Here is a 13,408-nt window from a genome sequence, read left to right as displayed (position 1 = left end):
AGCCTTCTGGCCGTTCTTCTGAATTGCTCCCCCGGTGATGGCCGGATCATCGCATGTGCCCGCCAGTATAGCGCCACAAGAACGCTGTGCACAAAAGTTATCCACAGGTAGAAAATTTACTGTTGTACGCGGTTGCGTGCAGCCATAGATTATGAAGCATGAACGCGCTCGAGAATTACTTAGCATCTATGGCCCCGGGGATGGATATCGTCGCCGGGTGCGCTGGCATGTCTGAGGACGATCTGCGGGCGCATGGTGCGCCGGAGCACACGGCGCGGGAGCTTATCCTGCTCAAAGAGGCTTATTGCGGAAACACCAAATTCACCGGCCGGCGCCGGCGCGCCATGGACGGTGCCCGGCGCAATGGCCATTCCATTGTGGCGTTGTCCATCATCGAAAAGTATGCCCGCAAGATGCCCACGCTTTTCGATGCCTGGCTCCTCCGCGAGCAGCTCTGCACCACCAACGCAAGCACCGGGGACCTAGAAAAACTGGCAAAATCTAAGCTACCTGCGAAAAAGAAGAAGGTTAAGCCTGGAGTGCGCATCATTCGCCGCAAGAATGCGCCGTGGACTTTGGCCATCGATGCGCGGTCCTCGCTCATTGCAGACCTTCATGCCGCGCTAAAGGAGAGCGGAAAAGAGCCGCTGGAGGCGGTGGAACAGACATTCTTCGGCGGCGGCACCGCCGTTAGAACCACGGTCATGACCAATGTCCTGGTCAACCTGGATGACTACGTACGCATCATCAATGGCGATGGCGAAGAAATCCAGCTGCAGATGACCAACGGCGCAACTCTTACTGGCACCGAGTACCTAGAGCGCGCCCTCAAGGAAAGAGGGCTCATTACCCTCATTAGCCCCTTTGAGGGAGCGGTCAATCTGTACCGCACGGAGCGCTTTGCCAATGCGAAACAACGCCTTATGGCCGCAGCAGAGAATCCCATTTGCCCGTGGCCGCGGTGCAGTAAGCCCGCAGACGAATGCCAAATCCATCATTTGGAACCGTGGTTGCACGGTGGATTGACCAACATAGGTAACTTATCCACAGCCTGCGCCTACCACAACGGGGTCAACGACGATGACCCCAATGCCCCACCACTGCGCGGACACCTGGTCCGCAGGAATGGGACCATCCGGTGGGAACCTCCGGATTAGGCAGGAGCATCTGAGAGCTCGTCACGAATTCCCGGCTGGGGTCCGCCTGGGAGTCCGCCTGAGGATCCGTTTGGGGGTCCATTTGGGGATTCGACGACCGATCCGAGAAAACCGCAATCCCATAAACCGCAGAGGTTGCTGGTGACGCAATTGCTACTGAGGCTCGGACCCCAGTCAGTTGAGGCGCAGGCGTGCGCCTACTTTGGCATGCCGTAATTGCGTGGAGATTCTTTCTGGCCGCTCACTTTGACCGCATCAACCAAACCACACCGAAACTGAGCGGGCAGAGACGGATGTGAGCGACGAAGGGGCCCTAGTTCTGCTTCCATCCATGGGACAGGTCTTCGTCAAGGGCGCTATTATCCGCGCGGTGCTTGCGCGCCCAGTCGATGATAAACAAAACGATGCCGGAACCCGCTGCGATAAAGACGAGGTACAACGCCCAGTCGGCGGTATTTAAGACATACGTCACCAAAGCCACGAAGGCCACAAGGGCAAGGACGAGGGCGGCAACGAGCATGGCAGTTCCTCTCAGGGATTAAAAAGAAGCGATGGGAACAATCATAGCGGGGATAAAACCATAATAGCGCCCACTCCCCTAGAGGCGTGGGCGCTACGGGTAACTAATTTGGCTTAGTTACTGCCAACCAGCTTTCTTAGTTCTTGCCGGCATCGCCATTTGGTGCGGCGGTTCCGCGGGTCTCGAGCTCTTCCAGCTGGGACTCGAGGAGGGTCTTCAAGCGGGTGCGGTACTCGCGCTCGAAGGTGCGCAGCTCGGAAATGCGTGCCTCCAAAGCGGTCTGCTGCTGCTTGACCGTGTTCATCACTTCAGTGTGCTTCTTCTCGGCATCGGCCTGCAGCGATGCGGCCTTCTCCTCTGCCTGGCGAATCTGTGCCTCGGCGCGGGAGGAAGCATCGGACTCGGTCTGCTGAGCCTTGGACTCTGCCTCCGAAACCAGCTTCTTGGAGCGGGTTTCTGCGTCCTGCACCTGAGTGTCGTACTTCTTCTGCGCCTCGGCAAGCTGTGCCTTGGAACGAGAGTCAGCATCGGAAAGCTGCTTTTCTGCAGCCGTGCGGGCCTCAGACAGCATGGACTCAGACTCGGCGCGAGCCTCAGAGGTCAGGCGGTCCGCCATCTCCTGGGCCAAGCCCAGCACGCGGGCTGCCTGCATGTGCGTATCAGGGGTAGCCAGGCCGTCTGCGCCCTGTGCTACACCAGCACCTGCAGCGGCCGCTGCGGCGTTGGAGGCAGCCGAGTTCGAGGAGCCAGCGGCGGAAGCGGACTTCTTCAGGCTCTCGTTCTCGCGCTGGGAAGACTCCAGCTCCTTCTTGGCCTGCTTGGCCTCGGTGCGAGCCTCCTCGGCTTCCTTCTTAGCCTTCGCAGCCTCATCGCGAGCCGCCTTGAGCTCGGCGGTATTAGCGGCGGCGGTGGCGCCAGCTGCCGGGGCATCGGCACCGCTCTCCTTGGCCTTTGCGGCCTCGGCCTGGGCGGCCTTGACCTGCTCCTGGGCTTTCTTGGTTTCTTCCTTGGCGCGAGAGACCTCGGACTTGGAATCTGCCAACTTGGTTTCATACTCAGCGCGCAGCTTGGCCTCAATCTCCTTACGCAGAGCTTCTTCATCTGCGCCAGAGGTTGCGGCGGCTGCGGCACCAGCCCCTGCTCCGCCGGCCTTGGACCCGGAGCTAAGATCGCTCACCTGCGCCTGCAGGTCTTCATTTTCATCCTGCAATTGGGCAAGGGCATCCTCAACGAGGTCGAGGAACTGATCTACCTCATCCTCGTTGTAGCCACGCTTGCCAATCGGCGGCTTGCTGAACGCGACGTTGTGTACATCAGCTGGTGACAGTGGCATGACTTGTCTTCCCCTTCGAGTTGATACAACCCCGGAGGTTCCAGGGCCTTAGGAGCTGCGGTTCCAGTTTATCTAAACCTTCCCCACAAAGTTATATGTGGTTCATAATACGGGTTATCGCATTTTATTGTAACCGAAAGTCCACAATAATGGACGTAACGCTGACTCTCAATGTCTACCACAGGTTACGGGGTGATGCGGGGTTGTCCTACAAGAAAATGGCCTGCAGGAAAATTGTCAGGAACGAGAGGATAAAAAATAGCACCAAGACGGAAACGTCCAGCGCGATTCCACCCATCTGCAGCGGAGGAATAACCCGGCGCAGCGCTTTGACCGGTGGGTCCGTGATGGCGAAAAGGGGTTCAGCGATGATCATGAACCAGCGCGGGGGATTGAATTGCCGCGAGAAGGATTGGATCATCTCGATAATAATCCGGGCGATCAGTACCCATGTATAAACCCTCACCAGAAAGATGAGGATAATTCCAATGTCAGTCACGATTACTCAGCCTATCGAATAGTCCCCCGCACATGCGCATTGCGCGCCGTACGGGGGTTAATGGGATGTGCGTCGTCGTGCCTAGCCCGCGCTCCTAGCGCAGACCGGCGGCGCGCTCCAGTTCAGGTTTAGCGATATCGGCGGATTTCGGCACGACGGCGAATACCTTGCGCTGGGTGTCCATGCCCTTCGACAGGTTGAGCATGCGGCCTTCCAAGCCGAAGCAGAGGCCGGCTGCGAAGTCGATGAAGCGCTTAGCGGTGCCGCGCTCGGCATCGGTAAGTTCAAAGACCACTGCATCGCCATCGCGGAAGGGCTCGCCCACCTTGGCGGCATCGTTGAACGAGGTCAGGGAAATTGCCACGATAGTCGGGACGAACTTTTCCTCGACGGGCGCCGGCGCCGGATTCGACTCATAGGCCTGCGGGGCGCGGCGCGGGGCGTAGGCCGCAGAAGTGGCCGCTCCGTTGCCCGCGTAACGCGGCTCGTCGTTGTAGTAGGCGTCGTCTTCTTCGAAATCCATCGGACCAAGCCCGAAGAAATTCTTCGTCCTATCAATGAATGACATTTTTGGGTCTCCCTCTGACCTAAATTTGTTCAAGTTCAAGCGCGTAAATGTGAATGATGTGACTCATGTGATTTACGCTGTGAAATGCGCTTTTGCGATATTTTTAACCTACTGGGCGCTTTCCCATGATGCTGGTTCCGACACGCACAATATCGGTGCCCGCAGCAATCGCCGCATCCATATCCGCGCTCATCCCGGCCGAGAGTTTGAGCTGCCGGCCAAGGCGTTCGGAGAGGCGATCCACGTCTGCGCGCACTGTAGTAAATACCTCCTGCGCATCGGCATCAAGGGGAGGAACCACCATGAGCCCGGCGAATTCTAGGTGCTCCGCCGCCTCGACGGCCTCGATAACCTCATCCAGCTCCTCACGGATTACTCCCCCGCGCGACGTATCGCCATCGGCGGAAACCTGAATGAATATTGGGAGGTTGTTCTCTCGCTGGCCGCGTTCTTTTGCCAGGCTCACGCCGCGGTCCAGCGCGTTGGCCAGCTTCACCGAATCCACCGAATGCACACTAGTAGCCCACCGCGCGACGTGGTTGGCCTTCTTGGTTTGAATCTGGCCAATCATGTGAAAACGCAGCTGGTCTAGCTCCTGCGCCTTTGCCCGGGCTTCTTGCTCGCGGTTTTCCGCTACATCTTCCACCCCGAGCTCCGCTAGAAGGGCGATATCCTCTGCGGGGTGGAACTTGGTCACGACCAATAGCTGCGGTGATGGGCGGTCGTGCTCGGCGGCAATGGCGCTGATGTGTTCCTTCGTTGCGGCAAGATTATCTGCCAGTTCTTGTTTCCGGTTACTCATGATTAGCCTCCAACCAAATCACACCGGCCTGGCGGCCGGTGGTTCCTTCGCGGCGATAAGAAAAGAAATCCGTGTCCTCAATGGTGCAGCGCGGATCCGAATCGATATTGGTAATGCCCAGGCCCATCAATTGGCGGATAAGCCCAGCGCGCACGTCGATGCCCCACGTCCCTTTCGCGGTCCTACACTTCGAGCCGGGAAGGCGCCGTTCGACATCGTTGGCCATTTCTTCTGGCACCTCGTAGTTTTTCCCGGATGCGGCGGGTCCCATGACCACCTGGATTCGCTCCGGCTGAGCGCCAAGTTTCTGCATCTCGCGCACGGTATTGACCACGATGCCGTTGCGGGCACCGAGCCGGCCGGCGTGGGCGGCGGCGATGACGCCGGCGGGGACATCGACAAGCAGCACGGGAGTGCAATCGGCGACGAGGACGCCAAGGCCAAGCCGGCGTTGCGTGGTCACCACCGCATCCGTGGCTGGAACCGGTGACTCGTGCGGGCTGTCGATAATGGTGACCGTATTGGTGTGGAGCTGTTCCATCCATACGATGTTCTCGAGCCCGGTCACGCGCAAGAGGCGCTCGCGGTTGGCCGCGACGTTGGCTGGCTCGTCGCCGACGTGGCCGCCAAGATTGAAAGACTCATAGGGATATGCAGACGCCCCGCCTGCACGGCTAGTAAAAACCATGCGGACGGGGCGGCTGGTGCGATGTTCCTCGTTTACTGGCATGCACACCAGCGTAGCGGTTTGCGCTTAACGCATGAAGGACGGCACATCGAGATCATCATCGCCATCATCATCGCGGCGCTGGCTTGGCCGGGACAGGCGGTAGTCTTCGCGGCGCTCCTCGCGGAAGCGATCGGAGTTGGTAAACAGGCCGGTGGACTCGCTGCGGCGCTCCTCGGGGCGGCGTTCTTCCACGCGGCGGTCGTCGTACCGGCGATCGTCTACGCGGCGCTCATCAGCGCGGCGGTCCTCCACGCCACCCTGGCCGGCGCGCGGCTCATAGGAGTGGCGCGGTGCGTAGTCATCGGCAGCGGGCTGGGCAGGTGCCGGGGTGGCGGAGTTGCCGGACTCGCGGTCGCGGTTATCAAAGAGCGAGCCGGGCTTGCGCTGCTCGGGGGCGCGCTGTGCGGAAGCTTCCTGGGCGGCATTGGCCTCGGCGTCGAAACCGGTGGCGATGATGGTGATGCGGATTTCATCGCCCAAGGTGTCATCGATGATGGTGCCGAAGATGAGGTTGACGTCTTCGTCGGCACGCTCTTCGACCATGGAGGCCGCGGAGTTAACCTCGTGCAGGCCCAGGTCGGAGCCGCCGGCGATGGACAGGAGCACGCCCTTGGCGCCTTCCATCGTGGATTCCAATAGCGGCGAGTTGATGGCCTGCTCGGCGGCGGTCATGGCGCGGTTATCGCCCCGTGCGGAGCCGATGCCCATCAGCGCGGAGCCGGCATCAGACATGACGGAGCGAACGTCAGCAAAGTCGACGTTGATCATGCCCGGGATGGTGATCAGGTTGGTAATACCCTGGACACCATTGTGCAGAACCTCATCGGCCGCGCGGAAGGCTTCCACGATGGAAAGCTCTTCCCCACCGAGCTGCATCAGGCGGTCATTCGGAATAACGATGAGGGTATCGCAAACCTCGCGCAGCTCCTCGATGCCGGCCATGGCCTGGCGGGTACGGCGCGCGCCCTCGAACTTGAAGGGGCGGGTGACAACGCCCACGGTCAGCGCGCCCATCTTCTTCGCAATGGAAGCCACAACGGGGGCGGCACCTGTACCAGTACCGCCACCCTCTCCGGCGGTAACGAAGACCATATCGGAGCCCTGCAGGGCATCCTCGATTTCGGACTTGTGGTCTTCCGCAGAGGTCTTGCCCACCTCAGGGTTGGCGCCAGCCCCCAATCCGCGGGTGGCCTCGCGGCCGATGTCGAGCTTGGTATCGGCATCAGAGAAAATCAGCGCCTGAGAGTCGGTGTTTATGGCGACGAATTGGACGCCCTTGAGGCCTTCTTCGATCATGCGGTTCACGGCGTTGACGCCGCCGCCGCCGACGCCGACGACCTTGATATCCGCGAGATTGTTGTTGGAAGAGATCATGTGAGCAGGTCTCACCTTTCGCTACTTTAAGTCTGCACGTGCATTAAACGAGGATTGTATGCGCTTCACGAGCGTGAATCGCGTTCCCCTCCATCTTTAACGACACACCTGTAATTTTCATGCTCATTTTACGCGTGTCGGGACTCTCAAGTACCACTTTAGGGTTGCTGGCCTGCGGTTTTGTCCGCCACTTCCGCACCATTGACACCACCTAAAAGAGAAAATAAAAGACCCTGCAGCGCATACGCTTCGGGCGCGGCGCGGCGGGGAAACTTTCGGGTCTATCGAGGCCTCCACCGAGGTATCTACCCTATCCGCGGGTAGTGACCAGTTCGGGGTTAGAAATATTCCATTCTTGGCCCTCCATCTTCAGCACGGTGGCGAAGGCGCGGGCCTTATCGTCGTTATTTTTATCGCTCGCACCCCAGAAAATGCGGCGATCATCCTTAGTGGTGAACTGCAAGGAGTAGGAATCGGTGACCTCGAGGGTGGCAACTTGGTGGCGCACGTCATCAGACAGTGCGGCAATGGCAGCCACCGCGTCTTGGGCCTCGGAGGAGCCACTGTCGATGTCCCCGGTAAGTTCCACCGCACCTTCAGGCGGCTCTGCGGAAGTAAATTCCTCGCCCTTGTCGTCGATGAGGTAGGTGGTGTCGTCTCGCTTCACGAAGGCGACGGGCTTGTGTTCCTGCACGGAAATGGTCAAGGTCGAGGGCAGATCGCGCGAGACCGTCACCGAATCCGCCCAGTCCAGGCTCGCAACGCCACTGGCGGCCTCGTGCGCGTCCACCCGCAAGAGGTTTTCGCCCTCGGGCACGCCCGCGGCCTCCTGTACCTGGGCGGCATCGAGCTGGTGCACGCCCTCCACCTCAAAGTTTTTCACCTTGAAGATGGGCAGTGCCCATACCGCGGCGCCCACCACCAGCACGAGGGCGAGCAGGCCGCCGATGATGCCGAAAATGAGTTTCTTCGACACCCGCACTAGTGGGCCCGCAATTCATCGAGGATTTCCGCGGCCACGAGGGTGATGGAACCGGCGCCAATAGTCAAGATGATATCGCCCGGCTGCGCGATGGAGACCACGTCCTTGGCTGCGGCGGAAAAGTCTGGCTCGAAGATAACCTCCATCTCTTCTGGCATCTTATTGGTGATAATGCGCGAGGTAATGCCTTCCACGGGTTGCTCGCGGGCGCCGTAGATGTCGAGTACAACGGCGGCATCGGCAAGCGCAAGCGCCTGGGCAAACTCAGCGTCGAATTCCATGGTGCGCGAGTACAGGTGAGGCTGGAAGCAGGCGATGACGCGCCCGCCATTGCCCTCGGCCGCGACCTTGGCGCGCGCGGCCCGCAGCACCGCGGCGACCTCGGTGGGATGGTGGGCATAATCGTCGAAGACGCGGACGCTGCCGCCCTGCCAGTCCACGCTGCCCCGGTACTCAAAGCGGCGGCGCACGCCGCTGAAATCCGCAAGCCCCTCCGCGATGGTGCTGGGCTCGCCACCCGATAGCACGCCGGCGATCAGCGCCGCCATGGAGTTGAGCACCATGTGGTGGCCGGGAATCTGCAGCTGGTAGCTCACGGATTCCTCCACGCCGGGCAGGGACAGCTGCACGGTGCACGCCATGCCGGCGGCGGTGGTTTCCTCCGCGGTCAGCGTCGCGGCGAGCGGAACGGAGGTGGTGCGGGCCTTTTCCGCGCCGCCATAGCCGATGACGTTGATGCCGCGGCTAAGTGCCTGCTCACCGATCTCGGCCGCGTGCTCGTCCTCCGCGCACACGACGAGGTAACCGGTATCCGGGGTGACCAGGTCCGCGAAGTCCGCAAAGACCTTGAAATAGGCATCCGCGGAGTGGAAATAATCGAGGTGGTCCGGCTCCGCGTTGGTGATGACGGCGATATCGGGGCTATAGCGCAAGAGCGAGGCATCGGACTCATCGGCCTCGGCAACGAAGGCCTCGCCGGTGCCGCCGTGCGCGTTGGTGCCGGCGCGGTTGAGCTGGCCGCCGATGGCAAAGGAGGGATCCAGCCCCGCGTGCTGCATGGCGCTCACGGCCATCGAGGTTGTCGAGGTCTTGCCGTGCGTGCCGGCCAACAGCACCTGGGTGTGGCCCTCCATCAGCGCGGCGAGCAGATCCGAGCGGCGAATGAGCGGGATATTATTACCCCGCGCTGCGACGAGCTCCGGGTTATCCTGCGGAATCGCCGCGAAGGAGGTGACGACGGTGGTGGGCAGCTCGCCAGAAAGCTTGAGGTTGTCCGCAGCGTGGCCGATGGCTACCTTGGCGCCCATCGAGCGCAATACCTCCACCGGGGTGGAGTCCTTCACATCGGAGCCGGTCACGACGGCGCCGCGGGCGGCGAGGATGCGGGCAAGACCCGACATGCCGGAACCACCAATGCCGATGAGGTGGACGCGGCTGAGATCGTACTGTGCGGGATCGGTCATTTACTTATCCTTCTTTCCTGCCTGCAGTTCTGCGTCCTGCACGCGGGTGGCGATGCGGTCAGCGATGATATTCGCCGCATCCCCCGCCTTAGACTGGGCGGCGGCCTGCGTCATGGATTTCAGGCGCTCTGGATCATCGAGGATGGCGCGGACCTCTTCGATGAGGCGATCGGCGCCCAATTCGGCATCGGCAATCTGCACCGCAGCGCCGGCCTCTACCATTTCGCGCGAGTTCAAAGCCTGTTCGCCGTTGCCGTGCGGCAGCGGGACGTAGATGGCGGGAAGGCCCGCGGCAGAGACCTCAGCCACCGTCATCGCGCCCGAGCGGCACACCACCAGGTCCGCTGCGGCCAGCGCGCCGGCCATGTCGTCGATATACGGCAGAGCGGCGTAGTTGGGGTACGGCTTGGGCGAATCGTTTTTCTTGCCATAGGCGTGCAGGAGCTGGAAGTCCTTAGTGAGGTCCTCCGCTGCGCCCGCTACGGCGCCGTTGATGCTGGCCGCTCCTTGGGAGCCGCCGGTAATGAGGATGGTGGGCAGCTGCGCTAAATCCCACTTCGTGCGGGCATCCGCAGCGGTATTCCCGTCCTTATCCCCGGCAGCCGCGGCCAGGCTGGGGCGCACTGGGATGCCGATGACCTCGCCCTCCATGCCGGAATTGGCGTGGGCATTAAGGCCGATGCCGCCGAGCTTCACGCCCAGCTTATTGGCCATGCCTGCCAAGGCATTGGTCTCGAGGACGTAAAACGGAATACCTAAGGTCTTCGCCGCTATATAGGCGGGCCCAGAGACGTATCCGCCGGTGCCGAAGACGACATCGGCCTCCACATCCTTTAAGACCTTCCTCGCTTGGCGCACAGAGCGTGCAAGCTTGACTGGCAGCTTGGCTAGGTTGGTGCTCACCTTGCGGGGAATCGGCACGGGGGTAATCAGGCGCAGGTCCACGCCGCGGGCGGGAATAATATCGCTTTCCAGCCCCTTTTCTGTACCTAATGCAGTAATCCGAGCGCCGTAGCGCTCGCGCAAAGCTTCACCGACGGCAAGGGCGGGCTCAATATGTCCTGCAGTGCCGCCACCTGCAAGGACGACGGAAAATGGCGTGGAATTCATAGCCTAAAGGCTACCAGCGCCTACCGCCTCGGGCGGTGCTCGGCGCGCGGATACCTCCGCCCACTTCCGGTCACCGGCCGGCCGTAGCGCTCATCGCGCACCCGCGGACGTGCCTCCTGCGGCTGGGCGTGTCGGCCCCGCGATTTCTGTTTCCGGGCTGCGGGCGGCTGCGGCTCACCGATGAAAAAGAGGCGATCAAACAGTGGCCGCCCAAAGTTCTGCATCGCAGAGATCTGCATCGGCTCGTGGCGTGCGACGTTGCACAAAATGCCCATTGAGCCAATCGTGATAATCGCGGCCGTGCCACCCGCAGAAATCATCGGCAGCTGGATACCGGTCACCGGCAGCAGGCCCACGACATAGGCGATATTGATAAACGCCTGGGTCACCACGCCGATAGTCAGCGTCGCAGCCAGCAGGGATTGATACTGATTCTGCGCGCGGGTCGCCGTGCGCAGCCCCACATAGCCCAAGGCGGCGAAGAGGAAGATCACCAGCGCGCCGCCCCACAGGCCGAGCTCTTCGCCCACGATGGCGAAGATGAAGTCGTTCTTGGCTTCAGGCAGGTAGAACCACTTGGCGCGGGATTGGCCGAGGCCGACGCCCCAGAAGCCGCCATCGGCAAGCGAAAGAAAGCCCTGGTAAGACTGAAAGCCCGTACCCTGGGTATCGGAAATATTGCCAAAGAGGGCATCGAAATAGGTGTGGAAACGGTGGGAGCGGAAGCCGCCGATGAGGAAGACGGCGACCAAGCCCAGCGCACACAGGATGCCGATGATGATGGGCACGCGCCGGTTCACGCCGGCGAAAAAGAGCGTGAAGACCACAACCAGGGCAAAGGACAAGGCCATGCCCAAGTCGCCCTGCCCCACGATGAGCAGGAACATTAAACCAGCGATGAGCGAGTACATCATGAACGGGTCCGAGAGCTTGAGGGAATGATGTTCCTTATCCGCCAAGACCGAGGCACCGAACATGCCCACCGTGATGCGCGCGAGCTCGGACGGCTGCAGGGAAATCGGACCGACGTAGATCCACGACTGGGAACCCACCTCCTCGCGGCCGGTACCAACGCCCGGGATGAGCACCGCGATCAGCAACAAGATGGAAAGGGCCAAAAGCCACGGGATGAATTTGCGCAGCGTCTGCGGGGACACCTTCAGGCCGAGCCAGAACGCGCCCAAGCCGATGATGACCATGGCAGTTTGCCGCAGCGCTTGGTTCCACACGCCGCCATCTTCTGTCAGCGACGTGGCCATGGACGAGGAAAAGACCATGACCACGCCAATGCCGATGAGCGAGAAGATAATCAGGCGCAGCAGCTGATAATCCAGCCCGGCTTGCTGGCGGGCTTGTTCGCGCACGTCATTAATGCGTTCGCGCATGCTCTTTGCGCGGGGGCGCTGCGGGGAGGTGGCCGTCATGAAGTCTCCTAATTTTTAAAAAGGTCTAATCAGCGCGGGCGATATTCCGCGCCGCTGCGGCAAAAACGTCGCCGCGTTGGGCCATTCCGGTGTACATATCCAACGATGCCGCAGCCGGCGCCAAGAGGACGGTATCGCCGGCCTCGGCGTGTTGCGCGGCGGTCCGCACGGCCGCGTTCATCGCCGCCTGTGGGTCGGTGTCCTCGATGAGCTCAACCGGGGTTTGCGGGGCGCGGCGCGCCAGTGCTTCCGCGATGATGCTCTTATCGATGCCCACCAGTACCGCCGCCTTCAACCGTGCGGCGTGGGTGGCGATGAGCTCATCCACGTCCGCGCCCTTGAGCTGCCCGCCGGCGACCCAGACAACGGAGTCGAATCCCTCTAGGGCGGCATCGGCCGCGTGTGGGTTGGTGGCCTTGGAATTATCGATATAAGAAATCCCGTCGTGCTCGTGCACCACGGCGCCGCGGTGGCCGGCCACCGCATAGGCGGCCAGGCCTTCCTGTATGGCGGCGGAGCTGGCGCCCGCCAACCGCGCCACGCTCGCGGCCGCCGCCGCGTCGAGGACTCCCGCAAGGCCGGCCGGCTCGATTCCCTCGGCGGAGGCGAGATCAATGGCGTCCTCGCCGTCCAGCCTGGAGACCAAGCGCCCGGCGCTCACCCCTACCTCGCCTGCGGCCGGTTCGCCGGCGGTAAAGCCGTATACGCCGTCGATTCCTTTGGCGTAGCGGCCCGCCGCGGCATCGTCCTTGCCCACCACGGCGCGGGTGCCGTGCAGGGCCTTGGCCTTGGCACAGGCATAAGCCTCGAAGGAACCGTGCCAATCCAGGTGGTCTTCGGCCACGTTGAGTAAGACACCAACATCGGGGCGTAGCTCGCTGGACCAGTGCAATTGGAAGGACGAAAGCTCGGCGCACAGCACGTCAACCCGCGGGGTGGCGGTCAGGGCATCAAAAAGGGAGACCCCAATATTGCCCACGGCTTGGGCGCGCAGCCCGCTGCGGGCGGTATCGGCCTGCATAATCTTGGTCAGCATCCCCGTGGTGGTGGTCTTTCCATTCGTGCCAGTGACGACAAGCCAGGTGCGCTTCGGGCCGAAAACCTCGGCGTGGTCGAGGCGGTAGGCCAACTCGACATCGCCAATGACCTCCACGCCGGCGGCCTGGAAGGAGTCTAAGAGGGCGGAATCGGGCCGCCACCCCGGCGAGGTCACCACCAGGTCATACTCACCCGGTGCTGGAGCGTCGGTTGATACCGTCACTACGCCGAACTCTTCCTCCAAGGTCGATAGGGCCGCTGCGTTGGAATCGGCGACGGTGGTGTCTACGCCGAGGCGCGCGAGCATCGCCACGCACCCGCGGCCAGAAACGCCGGCTCCTGCTACAAGGACGCGCCCGCGCAGAAAAGGTGGTAGCTCAGCCATGATGAGTGCCTCAATCCTTAAAT

13 protein-coding genes are annotated in these 13,408 nt (G+C 61.6%); 1 reads left to right on the top strand and 12 read right to left on the bottom strand.

Annotated elements, in window-relative coordinates; translation table 11 throughout:
- Window positions 1–158 precede the first annotated feature (158 nt).
- Window positions 159–1,157 (top strand): HNH endonuclease signature motif containing protein, encoded by a 999-nt coding sequence (locus ABRP84_RS03085; protein ID WP_349852682.1) that lies wholly within the window; start codon window positions 159–161, stop codon window positions 1,155–1,157.
- Window positions 1,158–1,470: 313 nt separating this feature from the next.
- Here the strand turns inward: ABRP84_RS03085 and ABRP84_RS03080 are convergent, their stop codons facing one another.
- From ABRP84_RS03080 to murD, 12 genes are all read right to left on the bottom strand, one after another.
- The gene (locus tag ABRP84_RS03080) at window positions 1,471–1,677 is read right to left on the bottom strand and encodes a hypothetical protein (protein ID WP_023023054.1); all 207 of its coding nucleotides are present in this window, start codon (window positions 1,675–1,677) and stop codon (window positions 1,471–1,473) included.
- A 136-nt stretch (window positions 1,678–1,813) separates the two neighbouring features.
- Window positions 1,814–3,010: a DivIVA domain-containing protein gene (locus tag ABRP84_RS03075; RefSeq protein WP_349852681.1), complete on the bottom strand. Its 1,197-nt coding sequence runs from the start codon at window positions 3,008–3,010 to the stop codon at window positions 1,814–1,816.
- Window positions 3,011–3,218: 208 nt separating this feature from the next.
- Window positions 3,219–3,509 carry a YggT family protein gene (locus ABRP84_RS03070; RefSeq protein WP_349852680.1) on the bottom strand — a complete coding sequence of 97 codons (291 nt, stop codon included), beginning with the start codon at window positions 3,507–3,509 and terminating at the stop codon, window positions 3,219–3,221.
- A 94-nt stretch (window positions 3,510–3,603) separates the two neighbouring features.
- Window positions 3,604–4,077 (bottom strand): cell division protein SepF, encoded by a 474-nt coding sequence (locus ABRP84_RS03065; RefSeq protein ID WP_349852679.1) that lies wholly within the window; start codon window positions 4,075–4,077, stop codon window positions 3,604–3,606.
- Window positions 4,078–4,180: 103 nt separating this feature from the next.
- Window positions 4,181–4,879, bottom strand: a complete 699-nt coding sequence (locus ABRP84_RS03060) for a YggS family pyridoxal phosphate-dependent enzyme (RefSeq protein WP_349852678.1) — start codon at window positions 4,877–4,879, stop codon at window positions 4,181–4,183.
- On the bottom strand, window positions 4,872–5,609 hold the full coding sequence (gene pgeF, locus ABRP84_RS03055; protein ID WP_349852677.1) for a peptidoglycan editing factor PgeF: 738 nt from the start codon (window positions 5,607–5,609) through the stop codon (window positions 4,872–4,874). Before pgeF ends, ABRP84_RS03060 begins: the two co-directional genes overlap by 8 nt.
- Before the next feature lie 24 nt (window positions 5,610–5,633).
- Window positions 5,634–6,983, bottom strand: a complete 1,350-nt coding sequence (gene ftsZ / locus ABRP84_RS03050) for a cell division protein FtsZ (RefSeq protein WP_023023067.1) — start codon at window positions 6,981–6,983, stop codon at window positions 5,634–5,636.
- Window positions 6,984–7,293: 310 nt separating this feature from the next.
- Window positions 7,294–7,965 (bottom strand): cell division protein FtsQ/DivIB, encoded by a 672-nt coding sequence (locus ABRP84_RS03045; protein WP_023023069.1) that lies wholly within the window; start codon window positions 7,963–7,965, stop codon window positions 7,294–7,296.
- Window positions 7,965–9,428: a UDP-N-acetylmuramate--L-alanine ligase gene (murC, locus tag ABRP84_RS03040; RefSeq protein WP_023017235.1), complete on the bottom strand. Its 1,464-nt coding sequence runs from the start codon at window positions 9,426–9,428 to the stop codon at window positions 7,965–7,967. The genes ABRP84_RS03045 and murC overlap by 1 nt, the downstream gene beginning before the upstream one ends.
- Complete coding sequence (gene murG / locus ABRP84_RS03035; RefSeq protein ID WP_023023071.1) at window positions 9,429–10,538, bottom strand: undecaprenyldiphospho-muramoylpentapeptide beta-N-acetylglucosaminyltransferase; 1,110 nt, start codon at window positions 10,536–10,538, stop codon at window positions 9,429–9,431. It abuts the gene before it with no gap.
- Window positions 10,539–10,558: 20 nt separating this feature from the next.
- Window positions 10,559–11,962 (bottom strand): FtsW/RodA/SpoVE family cell cycle protein, encoded by a 1,404-nt coding sequence (locus tag ABRP84_RS03030; RefSeq protein WP_023023073.1) that lies wholly within the window; start codon window positions 11,960–11,962, stop codon window positions 10,559–10,561.
- Between the two features lie 25 nt (window positions 11,963–11,987).
- The gene (gene murD, locus ABRP84_RS03025) at window positions 11,988–13,385 is read right to left on the bottom strand and encodes a UDP-N-acetylmuramoyl-L-alanine--D-glutamate ligase (RefSeq protein ID WP_023023074.1); all 1,398 of its coding nucleotides are present in this window, start codon (window positions 13,383–13,385) and stop codon (window positions 11,988–11,990) included.
- Window positions 13,386–13,408: the final 23 nt, after the last annotated feature.

The sequence above is a fragment of the Corynebacterium sp. KPL2861 genome (assembly GCF_040225475.1).
In the GTDB taxonomy this organism is placed as follows: domain Bacteria; phylum Actinomycetota; class Actinomycetes; order Mycobacteriales; family Mycobacteriaceae; genus Corynebacterium.
The sequence above is the reverse complement of the archived record's forward strand: the minus strand, read 5'-3'. Positions and strand labels throughout refer to the sequence as shown.

Coding starts and splice junctions, on each gene's coding strand:
- ABRP84_RS03080 (WP_023023054.1), bottom strand. CDS start 1,677: ATGCTCGTTGCCGCCCTCGTCCTTGCCCTTGTGGCCTTCGTGGCTTTG.
- murD (WP_023023074.1), bottom strand. CDS start 13,385: ATGGCTGAGCTACCACCTTTTCTGCGCGGGCGCGTCCTTGTAGCAGGA.
- ABRP84_RS03030 (WP_023023073.1), bottom strand. CDS start 11,962: ATGACGGCCACCTCCCCGCAGCGCCCCCGCGCAAAGAGCATGCGCGAA.
- ABRP84_RS03075 (WP_349852681.1), bottom strand. CDS start 3,010: ATGCCACTGTCACCAGCTGATGTACACAACGTCGCGTTCAGCAAGCCG.
- ABRP84_RS03060 (WP_349852678.1), bottom strand. CDS start 4,879: ATGAGTAACCGGAAACAAGAACTGGCAGATAATCTTGCCGCAACGAAG.
- ABRP84_RS03065 (WP_349852679.1), bottom strand. CDS start 4,077: ATGTCATTCATTGATAGGACGAAGAATTTCTTCGGGCTTGGTCCGATG.
- murC (WP_023017235.1), bottom strand. CDS start 9,428: ATGACCGATCCCGCACAGTACGATCTCAGCCGCGTCCACCTCATCGGC.
- ABRP84_RS03085 (WP_349852682.1), top strand. CDS start 159: ATGAACGCGCTCGAGAATTACTTAGCATCTATGGCCCCGGGGATGGAT.
- pgeF (WP_349852677.1), bottom strand. CDS start 5,609: ATGCCAGTAAACGAGGAACATCGCACCAGCCGCCCCGTCCGCATGGTT.
- ftsZ (WP_023023067.1), bottom strand. CDS start 6,983: ATGATCTCTTCCAACAACAATCTCGCGGATATCAAGGTCGTCGGCGTC.
- murG (WP_023023071.1), bottom strand. CDS start 10,538: ATGAATTCCACGCCATTTTCCGTCGTCCTTGCAGGTGGCGGCACTGCA.